The sequence below is a fragment of the Herbiconiux moechotypicola genome, from assembly GCF_024979255.1.
GTDB classification, from domain to species: domain Bacteria; phylum Actinomycetota; class Actinomycetes; order Actinomycetales; family Microbacteriaceae; genus Herbiconiux; species Herbiconiux moechotypicola.
In genome coordinates, this window is record NZ_JANLCN010000016.1 from 40,206 (window position 1) to 56,723 (window position 16,518).

16 protein-coding genes are annotated in these 16,518 nt (G+C 71.1%); 7 read left to right on the plus strand and 9 right to left on the minus strand.

Annotation, left to right across the window (positions count from 1 at the left end):
- Positions 1–2 precede the first annotated feature (2 nt).
- Genes N1031_RS19245 through N1031_RS19260 form a run of 4 tightly spaced genes read right to left on the minus strand, consistent with a single transcriptional unit; the run spans position 3 to position 3,771 of the window.
- Entirely contained in the window at positions 3–839 is an 837-nt protein-coding gene (locus N1031_RS19245; protein WP_259481554.1) for a carbohydrate ABC transporter permease, read from the minus strand.
- On the minus strand, positions 829–1,800 hold the full coding sequence (locus N1031_RS19250) for a carbohydrate ABC transporter permease (protein ID WP_259481555.1): 972 nt from the start codon (positions 1,798–1,800) through the stop codon (positions 829–831). The genes N1031_RS19245 and N1031_RS19250 overlap by 11 nt, the downstream gene beginning before the upstream one ends.
- The gene (locus tag N1031_RS19255; RefSeq protein WP_259481556.1) at positions 1,797–3,056 is read right to left on the minus strand and encodes an ABC transporter substrate-binding protein; all 1,260 of its coding nucleotides are present in this window, start codon (positions 3,054–3,056) and stop codon (positions 1,797–1,799) included. Before N1031_RS19255 ends, N1031_RS19250 begins: the two co-directional genes overlap by 4 nt.
- A 52-nt stretch (positions 3,057–3,108) precedes the next feature.
- On the minus strand, positions 3,109–3,771 hold the full coding sequence (locus tag N1031_RS19260) for a FadR/GntR family transcriptional regulator (RefSeq protein WP_259481557.1): 663 nt from the start codon (positions 3,769–3,771) through the stop codon (positions 3,109–3,111).
- Between the two features lie 100 nt (positions 3,772–3,871).
- On the opposite strand from N1031_RS19260, the gene N1031_RS19265 reads away from it, so the two are divergent.
- The gene (locus N1031_RS19265; RefSeq protein WP_259481558.1) at positions 3,872–4,996 is read left to right on the plus strand and encodes a sialidase family protein; all 1,125 of its coding nucleotides are present in this window, start codon (positions 3,872–3,874) and stop codon (positions 4,994–4,996) included.
- Complete coding sequence (locus tag N1031_RS19270) at positions 4,993–6,093, plus strand: sialidase family protein (RefSeq protein WP_259481559.1); 1,101 nt, start codon at positions 4,993–4,995, stop codon at positions 6,091–6,093. Before N1031_RS19265 ends, N1031_RS19270 begins: the two co-directional genes overlap by 4 nt.
- On the opposite strand, the gene N1031_RS19275 is transcribed toward N1031_RS19270, so the two are convergent.
- Positions 6,068–7,012 (minus strand): ArgP/LysG family DNA-binding transcriptional regulator, encoded by a 945-nt coding sequence (locus N1031_RS19275; protein WP_259481560.1) that lies wholly within the window; start codon positions 7,010–7,012, stop codon positions 6,068–6,070. The genes N1031_RS19270 and N1031_RS19275 overlap by 26 nt on opposite strands.
- A gap of 70 nt (positions 7,013–7,082) precedes the next feature.
- Here N1031_RS19275 and N1031_RS19280 point away from each other — a divergent pair, with 70 nt between their 5' ends.
- Positions 7,083–7,697 carry a LysE/ArgO family amino acid transporter gene (locus tag N1031_RS19280; RefSeq protein ID WP_259481561.1) on the plus strand — a complete coding sequence of 205 codons (615 nt, stop codon included), beginning with the start codon at positions 7,083–7,085 and terminating at the stop codon, positions 7,695–7,697.
- A gap of 57 nt (positions 7,698–7,754) precedes the next feature.
- Here N1031_RS19280 and N1031_RS19285 read toward each other — a convergent pair whose 3' ends face one another.
- Positions 7,755–9,146, minus strand: coding sequence for an 8-oxoguanine deaminase (locus tag N1031_RS19285; protein WP_259481562.1), 1,392 nt, complete (start codon positions 9,144–9,146; stop codon positions 7,755–7,757).
- Complete coding sequence (locus N1031_RS19290) at positions 9,143–10,264, minus strand: XdhC family protein (RefSeq protein WP_259481563.1); 1,122 nt, start codon at positions 10,262–10,264, stop codon at positions 9,143–9,145. Before N1031_RS19290 ends, N1031_RS19285 begins: the two co-directional genes overlap by 4 nt.
- 65 nt (positions 10,265–10,329) lie before the next feature.
- On the opposite strand from N1031_RS19290, the gene N1031_RS19295 reads away from it, so the two are divergent.
- Complete coding sequence (locus N1031_RS19295; RefSeq protein WP_259481564.1) at positions 10,330–11,667, plus strand: amidohydrolase family protein; 1,338 nt, start codon at positions 10,330–10,332, stop codon at positions 11,665–11,667.
- A 143-nt stretch (positions 11,668–11,810) separates the two neighbouring features.
- Here the strand turns inward: N1031_RS19295 and N1031_RS19300 are convergent, their stop codons facing one another.
- Both N1031_RS19300 and N1031_RS19305 read right to left on the minus strand, forming a co-directional pair.
- Positions 11,811–12,800, minus strand: coding sequence for a PDR/VanB family oxidoreductase (locus N1031_RS19300; protein ID WP_259481565.1), 990 nt, complete (start codon positions 12,798–12,800; stop codon positions 11,811–11,813).
- Entirely contained in the window at positions 12,797–13,429 is a 633-nt protein-coding gene (locus N1031_RS19305; RefSeq protein ID WP_259481566.1) for a helix-turn-helix domain-containing protein, read from the minus strand. The genes N1031_RS19300 and N1031_RS19305 overlap by 4 nt, the downstream gene beginning before the upstream one ends.
- 161 nt (positions 13,430–13,590) lie before the next feature.
- Here N1031_RS19305 and N1031_RS19310 point away from each other — a divergent pair, with 161 nt between their 5' ends.
- From N1031_RS19310 to N1031_RS19320, 3 genes are read left to right on the plus strand one after another with little or no spacing between them, the layout of a single operon-like run.
- Entirely contained in the window at positions 13,591–14,877 is a 1,287-nt protein-coding gene (locus N1031_RS19310) for an amidohydrolase family protein (protein WP_259481567.1), read from the plus strand.
- A gap of 8 nt (positions 14,878–14,885) precedes the next feature.
- Entirely contained in the window at positions 14,886–15,659 is a 774-nt protein-coding gene (locus N1031_RS19315) for an ABC transporter ATP-binding protein (protein WP_259481568.1), read from the plus strand.
- Positions 15,659–16,510: an ABC transporter permease gene (locus N1031_RS19320; protein WP_259481569.1), complete on the plus strand. Its 852-nt coding sequence runs from the start codon at positions 15,659–15,661 to the stop codon at positions 16,508–16,510. Before N1031_RS19315 ends, N1031_RS19320 begins: the two co-directional genes overlap by 1 nt.
- Positions 16,511–16,518 lie beyond the last annotated feature (8 nt).

The following is a 16,518-nucleotide window of genomic DNA, read 5'->3' on the forward strand; positions in this document are numbered from 1 at the left end:
GTTCATGACTTGACCGCACCGGCGGTGAGACCGCCGATGAAGTGGCGCTGCATCACGAGCAGACACACGATGAGGGGAACGGTGGAGATGACGGTGCCGGCCGTGATGGCACCCCAGGGCGACTCCTCGACGATCGAGAAGTTGAGCTGGGAGTGCAGGAAGGCGAGCCCGATGGGCATGGTGAACTGATCGGAGCTCGTGAGCATGACGAGGGGCAGCAGATAGGCGTTCCAGGCGTTAAGGAAGAGCAGCAGCGCCGCTGCGCCGAGACCCGGCCGCACGAGCGGGACCGCAACCGTCCAGAACAGCCGCAGCTCCCCCGCGCCGTCGAGGCGGGCGGCGTCGAACAGCTCTTCGGGCAGCTGTGCGAAGTACTGCCGCAGCAGGAACAGCACCAGCGCGTTGGCGGCCAGCGGGAGGATGACCGCCGCCCAGGTGTTGAGCAGCCCGAACTGCCGCATGATGGTGAACTGCGGCAGCACCAGCGCGTACTCCGGGATGGCGAGACTCGCCAGCACGATGCCGAACAGGATCGTGCGACCGCGGAAACGGTACCGGGCGAAGCCGAACGCGGCGAGCGACGCGACCGTCACCCCGAGCGCGGTGGTGCACAGCGCGATACCGATCGTGTTGAGCATCCACCCGGGGATCGGGCCGGCCAGGGCCGCGCGGTAGTTGTCGAGGGTGAGCTGCGAGGGGATGAGCGACACCTCGCCGAGGAGCGTGCTCGGCTTCAGCGACGAGATCACCAGCCAGTACAGCGGGAAGGCGATCACGACGACGAGCAGCACCACGACGACGGCGCGCACGACGCGCGACGAGAGGCGTTCAGCGATCACGGTCGTCACTCCTCAGCAGGCGGTTGGCGAGCAGGGTGCTCACGATGATGGCGACGGCGAGCACGGCCGAGGCGGCGGCGCCCTTGCCCAGGTCGAACTGACCGAAGGAGGCCTGGAAGATGTACATGACCGCCGTGAGCGTCGACCGTGCCGGACCGCCGTCGGTGAGCACGTCGACCTCGGCGAACAGCTCCCACGCGGCGATGGAGGCGGCCACGAGCACGAACAGGGTGACCGGTTTCAGCAGCGGGAAGGTGATGTGGCGGAAGCGCTGCCAGGCGTTGGCGCCGTCGAGCGCGGCCGCCTCGTAGTACTCGTCGGGGATGGACTGCAGCCCGGCGAACAGGATGACCGCGTAGTAGCCCAGCACCCGCCAGATGCGCAGCAGGATGATCGACCACGGCGCCAGGCCGGCGTCACTGAGGAACGGGATCGGATCGAGCCCGAACTGCGCGAGCACTCCGCTCACGAAGCCCACCCGCTCGTTGAGGATGAGGTCGAACACCAGGGCCACCGCGATGAGCGACATGGTGATGGGGGCGAACACGAGCACCTGCACGATGTTCGCCGAGCGCTTGCGCAGCTGCTTGAGCAGCACCGCCACGAACAGCGCCAGGGGCATGAGGGCGAGGAGGAAGCCCGCGAGCATGTAGACGGTGTTGCCCATCGCCTTGCCGAACAGCGGGTCGGTGAGCACCGTGGCGAAGTTGTCGCCGCCCACGAAGACAGGTGCCTGGCCGAGCGGCCAGGTGACGAAGGCCATGCCGAGGGCCAGCAGCACACTGCCCGCCCCGAACGGCAGGAAGACGACGAAGAACGGGGCGATGAACAGGTACGGCGCCGACCGGGGGTGGCGCCGCAGCGCTCGCCGACGCCGGCCGGGCGCGGCAGGGGCGGGCCGGTTCGGCCCCGCCCCCGTCGCGCCGGGCTCCACGTCGAGCCGGGACTGCAGCGCGGTCACAGCGATCCGAGCTCCGCGACGATCTGGTCGATCGCCTCGCGTGGAGTGAGGGTTCCGGCGTAGGCCGCGTCGACCGCCGCGGTCACCGCCCCCTCCGTCTCGGGCCAGTTGAAGAAGTAGAACGGCGGGTAGGGCACGCTCGACAGGTCGGAGATGACCGTCTGTCCGCCGAAGTAGGGGTCTTCGAAGTCGAGGTCGATCTCCTCGGCGGCCGGCTCGTAGGAGACCAGGCCGAGGGTGTCGACCGTGGCCTGCAGACCCTCCGGGGTGAGCCACCAGAGGATGAAGTCCTTGACCCCCTGGGGGTTGTCCGACGCGGCCAGGCCCGCGAAGAGGCTGCCGCCGAACACGCCGGTGGCCTGCTCGTCGCCGGCCTCCCAGGTGGGCCAGGTGATGAGCCGCCACTGCCCCGACTGCTCGGGCACGTTCTTCTGCAGGTTCGTGCTGCCCACTCCGTAGTTCATGGTCCAGCCCACCACCTGCTCGCTGCGGATGGAGTCCCAGAAGGTCGGCTCGGTCCACACCCCGTCGTAGACGAGACCGCGCTCGTGCAGGTCGACCAGGAACTCGAGCGTGTCGGCGGCGAGGTCCTCGTCGACGGCCAGCTCGCCGTTCTCGTCCCACCAGGTGCCGCCCCTCGAGTTGAAGAAGGCGTTGAACATGTTCGCGCCGTTCGCGCCCGGGGGCTGGATGAACATGTACTGCGTTCCCCCTGAGGCCTCCTTGAGCTGCTCGGCGACCGCGACGATGTCGTCCCAGGTGGGGTTCTCGGGCACGGCGAGCCCGTGCTTGGCCAGAGCGGCCTCGTTCACCCAGAGGCCCATGTTGCCCGACCCCATCGTGAACGTGTTGATCTGATCGCCCGTGCCGAGCAGCGCACCGTCGGGGAAGTCGTCCGCCATCGGCCCGAGCTCGGCGGTGAGGTCGAGGAACTGCCCGGTCGAGAGCAGGCCGCCGCTCTCGCGCAGCGGCAACTGCACCACGTCGGGCAGACCCTCGCCACCCTGCAGGGCGACCACCAGGCGCTGGGTCATGTCCCCGATGGGAATCTCCACCACCTCCACGTCGTAGTCCGGGTACGCCGCCTGGAACTGGTCCTCGATCACCGCCGGCATCGAGCTCGAGAACAGCCACACCTCGAGGCTGTTGTCGGTCGGGGTCTCCGCGGGTGTGCCTGGCGAGGCGCATCCGGCGAGGGTGAGAGCGGATGCGGCGACCAGGGCCGCGGTCGCTGCGAGTCGTCTGCGGGTGTTCATGAGCTCCTCCTTGAGCTGCTCGGGTGAAGGGGGCGCGGCGCCGGGCCGCGGGTCAGGCCTCGTGGTCGAGGCGCACGCGGATGTCGTCGAAGTGCCGGCTCATCGCCTGCACCACGTCGCTCTCGTCGGCGAGGGCGTCGACGATGTTGAGGTGCAGGCGGGCGAGCTCGGCGCCCGACGGCGCCGAGGTGACCGTCTGCTCCTGCATGCGGTGGAAGATCTCCCAGAACAGCTCGATCATCTGGTCGACGAGCGGGTTGTCGAGGGGTTCGTAGAGCCTCAGGTGGAACTGCCGGTCGAGCTCGGCGATGCGTTCCGGCGTGGCGGTCTCCATCGACACGGCGAGCTCGCGCAACGCCTCGAGATCGCGGCGCCGGATCCACTCCGATGCGCGGCCGATGAGTCCTTCCTCGAGGGCGGCCCGCACCTCGAGCAGGTTGCGCAGGTCTCGCGACTGCAGCTCGATGGCGTAGGGCAGGTTCTCGAGGATGGGCGAGAACGAGAACGGCTCAACGTAGGTGCCGCCTCCGTGCCGCGTCTTCAGCACGCCCACCGTCTCGAGGCCCTTGATGGCCTCGCGCAACGAGAGCCGGCTGATGCCGAAGCTCGCGGCCAGATCGGCCTCGGCGGGGAGCTGGTCGCCCGCGGCGAGGCCCTTCTCGGAGATGTAGCTGCGCAGCCGCAGCTGCGCCTCGCGGTACTTGGGTGTCGGCATCGTCGTCCTCGAAACTCGGTGTGCCGCCCACCCTACGATCAAGAGATCAGATGAGTCAAGAGTATTGATCTGATCACTTCCCCACTCATATGATCCCTGCGTGGACCCGCACTGTCGCCGTCTTCGGCCCGAACCTCTCGCCATCGCCCTCGCCGATGCCCGCGAGCCTCGCCACAGCGAGCCCAGCCTCATCGAGATCGACGCGGGCGGCACACCCGAGCTGCTCCTGGCCTGGTCGGCGTTCTCGGCGAGCTCCCGCGCTCGAGGAGCGACCGGCGCCGCCGCGCGGGAGTGGGAGTTCTCGCGCGACAACAACGCCGCCGAGATCCGGCTCCTCCGCTCGCGCGACGGCGGCCTCTCCTGGTCGGAGCCCGAGCTGCTGGTCGCCGACTCGGGCGGCATCAACACGATGCAGCCGGCGTTCATCGGCCTGGCCGACGGTCGTCTCGGGTTGAGCTGGTCGGTCCGGGACTCCCCGAGCCGGGCGCGCCGACTCTTCGCCACCAGCGAAGACGGAGGGCGGACCTGGTCGGAGCCCGTCGACATGACGGGTGACCCCGGCTACGTGACGGCCGCCCACCACCGCCTCGTGCGACTGCGGACGGGCCGGCTGCTGCAGCCCTGCCACCGTCTTCTCGGAGACGAGCTCCAGACGGTCGTGGCCCTCTCTGACGACGACGGCCGGAGCTGGGTCGCGTCCGACCCGATCGCCCTGCACGGCGGCGGTGGCGGCGCGGGCCACCAGCACGGGCTCTGGGAGGCCTCGGTGGTCGAGCTCGACGACGGACACCTACTGCTGGCCGGGCGCACGGCCACGGGGCGGGTGCATGCGTCACGATCCCACGACGCCGGCGAGCACTGGTCCGCACCGGAGCCGCTCGACGTCGTCGCCCCCTCGGCCCCGTGCATCCTCGTGCACCGCGGCGGAGGCCGTGTGGCACTCATTCACAACCCGGGCTTCGATGCCCACGCCGTGCTGGCCGGTGCCCGAACCCGCCTCACCACGTCGATGAGCGCCGACGGCGGCCGCACCTGGTCGCCCGGCCGCACGCTCTTCGACGATACCCATCGCTGGTTCCACTACCCGGCGATGCTCCCCCGCGCCGACGGCGGGCTCCTCGCGCTCAGCGTCACCGATCCCCGCACACGCCTGTGGAACCTGGTGCTGACCCGCGTGGCCCTCGATCCGGCACCGAACCATCTCGTCGAAGGAGACGAATCATGACCGAACACCAGCCACCCACCGCCCTCGCCCCGGCCGGCCTCACCCGACGCGGCTTCATCGCGCTCGGTTCGGGGCTCGGCGCCGCAGCGCTCACCGGGCTCTCGTTCGCGAACGGCCCCCGCGCATCCGCCGCACCCCTGTTCGACGACGTCGGCGTGGTGTCGAACGATGTGCACCACCTGCCCACGATCATCCACGTCGAAGGATCGACGCTCGTGATCGCGGCCCAGCGCCGCCGCGCCGTCGCGAGCGGCGTGCACCCCGACAAGGGCGCCGCCGACATCGTGACCTTCCGGAGCACGGACGGCGGGGCGACCTGGGGCCCGATGCGCTACGTCTACCAGACCTCGGGCACCACCGGCGACTGCGGGTACGCGCCGGTGGTGACGATGATCGACGGGGAGCTGTCGATCCTGCACACCGTCGGACCGCAGGACTGGGCGGTGACCGATCTCGAGCCCCACCAGCGCTTCAGCCCCGACGGCGGCGACACCTGGGGAGCCGATTCGACGCCCGTCATCACCTCGGCCCACGACAACGGGCTGCCCACCAACGGTGGCAAGGGCTTCCAGTTCCCCACGGGGCGGGTGGTGGCACCCGGGCGCAACTGCCTGCTCTACAGCGACGACGGCGGTGCGAGCTGGACGGCCACGCCCGAGATCCTCGGCAACGTCGAGACCAAGACCGTGCCGTACTTCCTCTCGGGGGCCATCTCGCGCACGGCTCTCGCTCCGTGGCGCACGAGCTCCACCACCTCGGGCCGCATCGGCAAGGCGCGCCTGGCCGACTTCTACCAGCAGGCCGCCACGGTGAACCACACCTTCGGGGCCGACTTCAACATCGGGTTCTCGCGCTATGACGGCACCCGCCTGCTGCAGACCGGATCGCGGTCGAACCAGCTCTACGCGCGGCTCAGCGCGAACGAGGGCGTGAGCTGGACGAACGAGAAGAACATCACCGGATCGGCGCCCTCCGCGCGCTACTCCGACGTCGCGGTGACCGACGACGGCACCATCGTCGTGGTGTTCATGCAGAACGGATCGCCCGGTGCGGCCCTGCGGGTGGTGCGGTTCAACCTGGAGTGGCTGACGAGCTGACCGGCGAGCGGAGGGCGGCCGGCGCGCGCAGGGCAGCGGATGCGGCGGCCGCCACCGCGGCGGCGGTGCGTGCCAGCGGGCGCGTGTCGAGCTGCCACTGCTGCCAGTGCAGCGGCACGTCGATCGCGCCGCCGGGGTCGAGGTCGACGAGCTCGTCGTGCTGACGGAGCTGCAACTCGGGCACCAGCCCCCACCCGAAGCCGAGCCTGATCGCGTCGACGAAGTCGGCGGAGGAGGGCACGTGGTGGTTCGGCGGGAGTGCCGGGTCGACTCCCCGCGACTCGAGGTAGCGGTGCTGGAGCGTGTCGGCGCGGTCGAACACCACGACGGGAGCGACCGCGAGCGCGGCGGCCGAAGGCACATCCGCCCCGAACCTCCGCCGCACGAACTCCCCCGACGCCATCGGGCGGTAGCGCATCGCCCCGAGCAGCAGGGAGGAGCACCCCTGCACGGCGGTGGGCTCCGTCGTGATGGCCGCCATCACCGACCCCTGGCGCAGGAGCTCGGCGGTGCGGCTCTCGTCGGCGCGCACCAGCTCGAACGCGATCTCGCCCGCGAGCGGCCGGAGTGCGGCGAGCAGCCAGGTGGCGAGCGAATCGGCGTTGACCGCGAGCGGAAGCGGCTCCAGCCGGGGTGCGGAGCGATCACCCGTGGCACCCGCGCCGGCTCCGAGGGCGACCATGGCCTCGCGCGCGAGTGCATCGGCCTGACGCGCCAGGCGGAGCAGCACCTCGCCCGACTCGGTCGCCTCCACGGGTCTCGTGCGGCGCACGAGAACACGGCCGGTCTGCAGCTCCAGCGCCTTGATGCGCTGGCTCACCGCCGACGGGGTGATGGCGAGCGACCGTGCCGCGGCCTCGAGCGTTCCGGTCTCGACGGCAGCGCGGAGGGCGGCGAGTCGGTGCGGGTCGAATTCCATGCAGTCATGCTAATGATTCCTAAGGAAGATTAGCTGGACTGGGCGCGATCGCTCCTCCTATGGTCGCAGGGTGACCCTCGACCCTCTGGCAGCCCTCGCGGGCCTCGGCTTCGGCCTCTCCCTCATCGTCGCCATCGGCGCGCAGAACGCCTTCGTGCTGCGGCAGGGTCTGCTTCGCCGGCACGTGCTGGCGGTCGTCGTGGTGTGTGCAGCGTCGGATGCGGTGCTCATCCTGCTCGGCATCGCCGGCGCGGGCGTGGTGTTCGCCGCCATCCCCTGGCTCACCACCGCGGTGCGCATCGCAGGAGCCGCGTTCCTGCTCGGCTATGCCGTGCTCGCCGCCCGGAGGGCAGTGCGCCCGCGCGCGCTCGAGGCCGGCGACCCGCAGGCCTCCCCCGGGCTCGCCGCCACCGTGCTGGCGTGCCTGGCCCTGACCTGGCTCAACCCCCACGTCTACCTCGACACCGTCGTGCTGCTCGGCTCCGTGGCCAACACCCACGGCGACTCCCGCTGGCTGTTCGGCGCGGGCGCGGCCGTGGGCAGCGTGCTGTGGTTCACCGCGCTCGGCTACGGCGCGCGCCTGCTCCAACCCGTGTTCGCCCGTCCGGCGGCCTGGCGCATCCTCGACGCCGTGATCGCCGTGGTGATGGCCGGCATAGCGGTCTCGCTGCTGCTCGGCCTCTGAGAAGGGCGGCCCCGCGCCCCCGCACCGCGGCACCGCCCGCCCCGCGCATCCTGCGCCTCAGCCGAGCAGCGTCGCGACCGCCCGCTCCACCCCGCGCGCGACCTCGCGCTCGTCGGCCCGCACCAGCCGCCCCTCCCGCACCACCGGCGAACCGCTCACCAGCAGCAGCGACAGCGGCGGCTGCGCACCCAGCGTGAGCGCGGCGACCGGGTCGGCGATCCCGGCGTGCGCGACGCCGTCGACCCGCCAGAGCGCCAGGTCAGCCAGCTTGCCCACCTCGATCGATCCGAGCTCGGCCTCGCGCCCCAACACCCGGGCACCCCCGCGCGTGGCGACGTAGAGCGCATCCCGCCCGCTCATCGCCCCCGCCCCACCGCGCAGCCTGTTGACCAGCACCGACATGCGGATCTCGGTGCCCAGCTCACCCGACTCGTTCGACGCCGAGCCGTCCACCCCGAGCCCCACCGGCACCCCCGCCGCGAGCAGCTGCGGCACCGGTGCGATGCCGGCCGCGAGTCGCGCGTTCGACGCCGGGCAGTGCGCGACGCCCGTGCCGGTCGCCGCGAACCGCGCGATCGCGTCATCGTCGAGGTGCACACAGTGCGCCATCCACACGTCGTCTCCCAGCCACCCCTGGTCTTCGAGGTACTGGGTGGGGGTGCGGCCGAACTTCTCCAGGCAGTAGGCGTCTTCTTCGACGGTCTCCGAGCCGTGGGTGTGCAGTCGCACGGCGCCGTCGAGCGAGCGGGCGAGCACCGCCGACTCGCGCAGCAGCTCATCCGTCACCGAGAACGGGGAGCACGGCGCGATCGCGATCTTCACCATCGCCTCGCGCGAGGGGTCGTGAAAGCGGGCCACCGCATCCGCGCTCGCCTGCAGCGCCTCGGCCGTGGTCTCGACGGCGAAGTCGGGCGGCAGGCCGCCCTGCGAGGCTCCGAGGTCCATCGAGCCGCGTGTGGCGTGCAGACGGAGCCCCAGCGTGGAGGCCGCGTCGACGATCGAGCCCAGGATGTCGCCCCCACCGCGCGGGAACACGTAGTGGTGGTCGCCCATGGTGGTGCAGCCCGAGAGCGCCCCTACGGCCATCGCACCGAGCGCGCCGGGCCCGACCGTGTCGGCGGTGATACGCGACCAGGTGGGGTAGAGCGCGGTGAGCCAGTCGAACAGGATGGCGTCTTGCGCGATGCCGCGGGTGAGCCACTGGTAGAGGTGGTGGTGGGTGTTGATGAGCCCCGGCGTCAGCAGGTGGCCCGTGCCGTCGACGCGTTCGATCGCGACGCGTCCGCCGCCGTCGTCGTCGTCGCGCAGCGCGGCAGGTGCAGGTCCGGCACCGACGGCCACGATGTCCGTCCCCTCCACGACCACGTGTCCCGTCGGATGCTCGGTGCCGGCGGGGTCGACGGTGGCGACGTAGGCGTTCTCGATCACGGTGCGGACGACAGGGGTCACGGGATGCTCCGGGTGGGTCGGCCGGCCGGTGCGGCGGCGAGGCGGTGGATGGGTCCTTCGACGGAGCGGAGGGGGCGGCCCGACGACGCCGTGCGGGTCGCGAGCACCTCGGCGAGGATCGACACCGCCGTCTCCTCGGGCGACGAGGCCCCGAGGTCGAGCCCGATGGGCGAGTGCAACGATGCCAGGGCGTCGTCACCCAGTCCCCGCTCCCGCAGCGCCGCCACCCGACGATCATGCGTGCGCCGCGATCCCATCGCGCCCACGTAGGCCACCGGCAGCGCGAGCGCGGTCTCGATGAGCGGCACGTCGAACTTGTCGTCGTGGGTGAGGATGCACACCACCGTGCGCTCGTCGACCTCGGTCTCGGCGAGGTAGTCGGCGGGCCAGCGGTTCACCACCTCGGCACCTGGAAAACGCTCGGCCGTGGCGAACACCGGCCGCGCGTCGCACACGGTCACCCGGTAGCCGAGCAGCTGGGCGGCCGCCGACAGCGCCACCGAGAAGTCGACCGCGCCGAAGAGGATGAGCCGGGGCGGCGGAGCGCTCACGAGCAGCACCACGGTGCGCAGGGCGCCGTCGCAGGAGAGCTCGCGCCGTTGCGGGCGACCGGATGCGAGCGCGCCGTCGAGCGCGACCGCCACGTCGTGCAAAGCGGGCCCGTCGGTCACCGCGAACTCGTGCGGGGTCAGCATGCGCACCGAATCGTCGTCGTCGAGCACCAGCGCCAGGCCGGCCGCGCGCCGTGCCGCCGCGCGCTCGAGCGCGTCCCGCACCTCTGACGACAGCTCGCCCCGCTCTCCCGGCAGCCCCAGCTCCTGCACGAACACGGTGATGCGGCCGCCGCAGGCGAGCCCGACCGCGAAGGCGTCGTCGTCGCTGAACCCGAACGAGCACACCTCGGCGTCGCCGCTCTCGAGCACCCGGGTGCAGGCGTCGTAGACCGCACCCTCGACGCACCCGCCCGAGATGCTGCCGATCACGCTCCCGGCCGAGTCGACCGCCATCGAGGTGCCGAGGGCGCGCGGGGCGCTGCCGTCGACCTCGATCACCGTGGCCACAGCGAGCCTGCGACCGTCGGCGAGAGTCGTCAGCAGTGGCGCGGCGAGCTCGAGCACCGGCCCCTCCCTCCGTCGAACGTCTGCGTCATCAGCCTGACACATGAAAGTGTTAGAACTGCACCATGCTCCTGATCCACGACGCCGCCCACCTGGTCATCGACTCCACCACCGAGGCGAGCGACGCCGATCTCGCCGTCTCCGACGTCGTTCTCACCCCCGAGCAGGCCGCCTCCGCCCAGGCGGCGGAGAGCGGTGCGAGCACTCCCGTCGACCGCCTCGACGCCTCCGGCTGCGTCGTCACCCCCGGGCTCGTCAACGCCCACCACCACCTGCTGCAGAGCGCGTTCCGCACCCTTCCCGGCACCCGCGGCGTGCCCATGCACGTGTGGCTGCCCACCATGGCCGCCGAATATGCCGCGATCGGCATAAACCCCGAGCTCGCCCGCGCGGCCGCCCTCGTCGGCGTAGCGGAGGGCCTGCTCAGCGGCGTCACCACCGTTGCCGACCACCACCTCACCTGGCCCTCGGGCTCAGACACCGTCGGCATCGCGACCGCGACCGCCACGGCGGCCCGCGAGCTCGGCGGCCGCCTCGCCTTCGTGCGCGGTTCGGCCCGCGACGACCCCGAAGAGGCCGCGGCCTCGGCCGAGGCCATCGCCCAGGCGCTGGTTCCGGATGCGCCCGGCGGCATCAGCGCCGACGGCCTGCTGCAGCTCGCGGTCGGCCCGGCGGGCGTGCACAGCGACAGCGAGCAGACCTTCCGCCTGCTGGGCGAGGTCGCGGCCCGTCGCGGACTCCGCCGCCGCACCCAGGCCAATGAGCAGGTCGACGTGGCGATCGCGCTCGAGAAGTACGGCAAGCGTCCGATCGAGCTGCTCGAGGAGTGGGGCTGGCTCGCCTCCGACGTCACCCTCGCCCACCTCTGCGCCGTCACCGACGACGAGATCGCGCTCCTCGCGGCGCGCGGCGTGACCGCCACCCACGCGCCCGGGTGCGACCTGCCGATGGGCTGGGGCATCGCCCCGGTCGCCGCGCTGCGTGCCGCGGGCATCCCGGTGGGCCTGGGCACGAGCGGCGGCGGCAGCAACGACGCCGGGCACCTGCTGGCGGACGCGCGCCTGGCGATGCAGGTCGCCCCGCTGGCCGGCCCTCCGATCGATGCCCGCAGCATCCTGTCGATGGCGAGCGAAGGGTCGGCGCTCGGCCTCGGCCGCACAGAGCTCGGCCACCTGCGCCCCGGCGCCGCGGCCGACCTCTGCGTGTGGGACGTGACCGGTGCCGCAGACGCCGGCGTCGCCGACCCTGTGGCCGGCCTGCTCTGGGCCAACCCCGGCCGCCGCCCCAAGCACGTCGTCGTCGCGGGCCGCGTGGTCGTGCGCGACTACGAGCTCGTCGCCGCCGACCAGCGCGCCGTCGCCTCCGAACTCGACGCCCTCCTCACCGCCCGCCGCGCCTCCTGACCCACCCGCGCATCCCCCCTCCCTCTCCCTCGAGTAGGCGCAATCAGTCGCTTCGCCGCGCTGGTGGCGACCGATTGCGCCCACTCGATGAAGTGGGGTGGGGTGAGGGTGGGCGGGATGCGCGAGCGCGGGGCGCCGCGGGGTCAGAGTTCGAGCACGAGGCGGGGGCAGGCGGCGCGGGAGACGCAGATCATCATGACCTCGTTGGCCTCCTGCTCGTCGGGGGTGAGCACGGAGTCGCGGTGGTCGACCTCGCCCGAGACCACGGGGGTCTCGCAGGTGCCGCAGGTGCCCTCCCGGCAGGAGGAGAGCACGAGCACCCCGGCGTCCTCCACCACGTCGAGGATCGACCGGTCGGGCGGCACCTCGAGCGTGAGCCCTGAGATCTCGAGTTCCACCTCGAACGCCTCGTGCCGCACGGGCTCGGCCATCTCGCGCGCCTCGAAGCGCTCGAGGTGCAGCGTGCCGCTCGGCCAGGCCGCCGCCGACGACACCGCCTCGAGCTCGGTGAGCATGCGCGCCGGACCGCAGCAGTACACCGCCACCGGCTTCGACACCGAACCTCCCGAGATCGACGACAGATCGACACGGCGGCCGTCGTCGGAGCTGTAGACCGTGACCCGGTCGCCGTACTCGGCCACGAGCTCGTCGACGAACGGCATCTTCTCGAGCGAGCGCCCGGCGTAGTGCAGCTCCCAGGGCACCCCGGCCGCGGCGACCGCGCGCACCATCGGCAGGATCGGCGTGATGCCGATGCCGCCGGCCACGAACACGTAGTGCGGCAGCAGCGGCGTCGAAGCGGGCGGCAACGACAGCTCGAAATGGTTGAGCGGGCCCCGCACGCGCAGCTCGCTGCCCTCCACGACGTGGGCGTGCAGGTGCTCGGAGCCGCCTCGCCCGTCGGGCTCGCGCAGCACCGCGATCTGGTACCGGGTGCGATCCGCCGGGTCGCCGCAGAGCGAGTACTGCCGCTCGACCCCGGGCTGCACCACCACGTCGAGGTGCGCACCGGGCGTCCACGCGGGCAGCGGCGACTCGTCGCGGGCCCGCAGGGTGAGCAGCACGACATCGGTCGCCACCACCCTCGCCTCGGTCACGATCGCATCGATCTCGGTGAGGGTCACGCCGGTCATGACGAGGGTCTCCGCTCTTTCACGATGAACAGGTGGTACTCCCCCTCGCCCCGCGAGCACCAGCGGTGCAGCGTGCCGCCCGCGTAGTGCACCGAGTCCCCCGACTCCAGCTCGTACTGCCCCTCGTCGGCGAGGTCGACCAGCACCGACCCGCTCACGACGTGCAGGAACTCGTCTTCGTCGTGGCGGTAGAACTCCCCGAGCGACCGGTTCGTTCCCCGGAACTCCATCGGCACGAAGCTCACCTCGCCCCGCACCAGGATGCGCGCCTCACCGCCGCCGAACGGCCCCTGAGGACCCTCCATCTGCCGCACGAGCGACACGCGCGCCGTGCCATGGCCGGGCACCAGGTCGTCGGTCGCCGCGGCGATCAGCTCGATCTGGCTCGAGCCGAGGGCCCGCGCGATACGTTCGAGCGACACCATCGAGGGTCTCGCCTGCCCGCGTTCGAGCTGGCTGAGGAAGGGATGCGAGAGTCCGGCCATGCCCGCCAGCTCCACCAGGGTGAGTCCGCGCGCCTGACGGAACGAGCGGATGCGCGCGCCGAGGCGCACGGTCTGCTCATCGATGGCGACGCTTCCCGACGTGATGGCGCACCCCTCTCGATCATGGTCCGGCTCGGAATCCACACCGACAGTAACCACAGCAGACGTCAGGTGCGAAATCGCGACGAGGTGAAATTTACAGAGGGAAATGTTTGCGTTACGCGCCCGAAACGAGCCGTCCGTAGCGTGGCCCATGTTGAGCCCATCAACATCCGAGCATGCCAAGAAGCAGGGAGATCCGCAGCATGAACGCTCTCCCCCGCCCGATCACGAGGCTCACGGATGCGACGCTTCCGGACGGCTCCCGCGTCGACGTCGAGATCGCGGGCGACACCGTCGTCTCGGTCTCGCCCGCGGCGGCCGACGGGGCCAGAACCGACTTCACGGCAGCGCCCGAATCGACGATCAACCTCGACGGCTTCCTGCTGCTCACCGCTCCCGCCGAGCCCCACGCGCACCTCGACAAGGCGCTCTCGTGGGACGTCATCAACCCGCCCATGGGAGACCTCGACCTCGCGGTGGAGTCGTGGAAGGCCTACTCGGCCATCACGACCACCGACGACATCGCCGACCGCGCCCGGCGCCAGGCGCTGGCCATGCTCGCGAACGGCACCACGAGCATCCGGTGCCACGTCGACGTGCTGCACGGCGGCGACCCGATGCGCGGGGTGCGCGCCCTGGTCGCGGTGCGCGACGAGCTGCGCGGGCTGGTCGACATCGAGCTCACGGCCCTCAACGGCCCGCACTCCCCCACCGAGCACCTGCTCGAGGCGATCGACCTCGGCGTCGACCTGGTGGGCGGCGCCCCGCACATGGCCGACGACCCCGAGGCCGACCTGCGGCGCCTGCTCGCGGTGGCCGCCGAGCGCGGCATCGGTGCCGACCTGCACACCGACGAGAGCCTCGGAGGCGCGATCACCCTCGGCCTCCTCGCCGAGATCGTGCGCGACTGGCCTGAGAGCCAGCCTGTCACCGCCGGCCACTGCGTGCGGCTCGGCACCCTCGAGCGGGCCGAGCTCGACGAGATCGTCGACGCCGTCGTGGCCGCGGGCGTGGGAATCGTCACGCTCCCCATCACCAACCTCTACCTGCAGGGCTGGGAGCACCCGGTGTCGACGCCGCGCGGGCTCACCGCGGTGCGGGCGCTGCTCGACGCGGGCGCGAAGCTCGGCGCGGGCGCCGACAACGTGCGCGACCCGTTCAACCCCGTGGGCCGCAGCGACGCCCTCGAGACGGCGTCGCTGCTCGTGACCGCGGGGCACCTCACCCTCGACGAGGCTTACACTGCTGTCAGCGACGGGGCGCGCCGTGTGATGAGTCTTCCACCGGCCGGGGTCGCCGTCGGCGCCAAGGCCGAACTGCTGGCCGTCCGCGGCTCGAACCTGTCCGACGTGATCGCGAACGCGCCGGCCGACCGCTACGTCATCCACGGCGGGCGGCTGGTCGCGCAGAGCGAGGTGACCCGGTGGATCGCACCGGCCGCCGCATCCGGAAACCTGTCCACCACCGAGCCCCTTTTCGAAACGAGGTGAGAAGCTCCATGTCCATCGCCACCAGCCCTGTCGCTCCTTCTACGAAGACCGATCAGCTGCTGCACTTCGAGGATGTCGCGATGACGTTCCCGAACGGCACGACGGCGCTCTCGGGAGTCAACCTGACCGTCAACCGCGGTGAGTTCGTGACCGTCGTCGGCCCCTCGGGCTGCGGCAAGTCGACGCTGCTGCGCATCGCCTCCGGCCTGACCCCCGCCTCCGAGGGCGTGACCCAGGTCGACACCAGCCGCATCGGTTACGTCTTCCAAGACGCCACGCTGCTGCCCTGGCGCGACGTGCAGTCGAACGTCGAGCTGCTCGCGGAGCTCAACGGCATCCCGAAGGCCACCCGCAAGAAGACGGCGAAGGAGGCGATCGACCTCGTCGGCCTCTCCGGCTTCGAGAAGCACCTGCCGAAGACCCTCTCGGGCGGTATGAAGATGCGCACGAGCCTTGCACGGAGCCTCACCCTCGACCCCGAGCTGTTCCTCTTCGACGAGCCGTTCGGCGCGCTCGACGAGATCACCCGCGAGCGTCTCAACGACGAGCTCATCAAGCTCTTCACCGAGCAGCAGTTCGCCGGCCTCTTCATCACGCACTCGGTCTCCGAGGCCGTCTACCTCTCGACCAAGGTCGTCGTCATGTCGGGTCGCCCCGGCAAGATCGTCGACACCTTCCCGGTCGACTTCTCCTTCCCCCGTGACCCCGAGATCCGCTTCACCGCCGAGTTCGCCGAGCTCTGCGGCCAGGTCTCCCACGCTCTCCGAGAGGGACACCACTGATGACCACCACGCCTCCCGCTCCCCCGAAGAACCGCACCCTGATGCGGCCCGCGACGGTCAAGTCGACCCGCAAGAAGTCGGCCACCTGGGTTCCGCCCATCCTGGTCGCCCTCGGCATCATCGCCATCTGGTACTTCGTCTCCTACGTCGTGCTCGACGCGCAGCGCCGCTTCCTGCTGCCCCCGCCCCACGAGGTGTTCACCGAGGCCTTCTTCCAGCCCGACGTGTTCGGCGACATCATGGTGGCCCTCGGCCGCACGGCGATCGTCGCGCTGGTCGGTCTCGCCATCGCGATCGTCATCGGTGTCGCCTGGGCGGTCGCCATGTCGCAGGCCCGCTGGATCGAGCGCTCGACCTTCCCCTACGCCGTCATCCTCCAGTGCATCCCGATCCTCGCGCTCGTGCCGCTGATCGGCTTCTGGTTCGGCTTCGACTACCCGGCCCGTGTGATCGTGTGCGTGATGATCGCGCTGTTCCCGATGGTGTCGAACACGCTGTTCGGCCTCCAGTCGGTCGACAAGGGCCAGCGCGAGCTGTTCCAGCTGCAGAAGGCCGGCCGCTGGACCGTGCTCAGCAAGCTCGAGTTCCCCGCCGCGCTCCCCGCGATCTTCGCCGGCATGCGCATCTCGGCCGGACTCGCGGTGGTCGGCGCGATCGTCGGCGACTACTTCTTCCGTCGTGGAGAGCCGGGCCTGGGTTCGCTCATCTCGAACTACCAGTCCCGGGTGCAGTCGGCGGAGCTGTTCGCCGCCATCATCACCGCGTCGCTGTTCGGCGTCGTGATCTTCATCTTCTTCGGCTGGCTCGGCAAGCGAGTCGTCGGAAAGTGGTACGACTTCAGCGCCAGCTGACGGTCGTC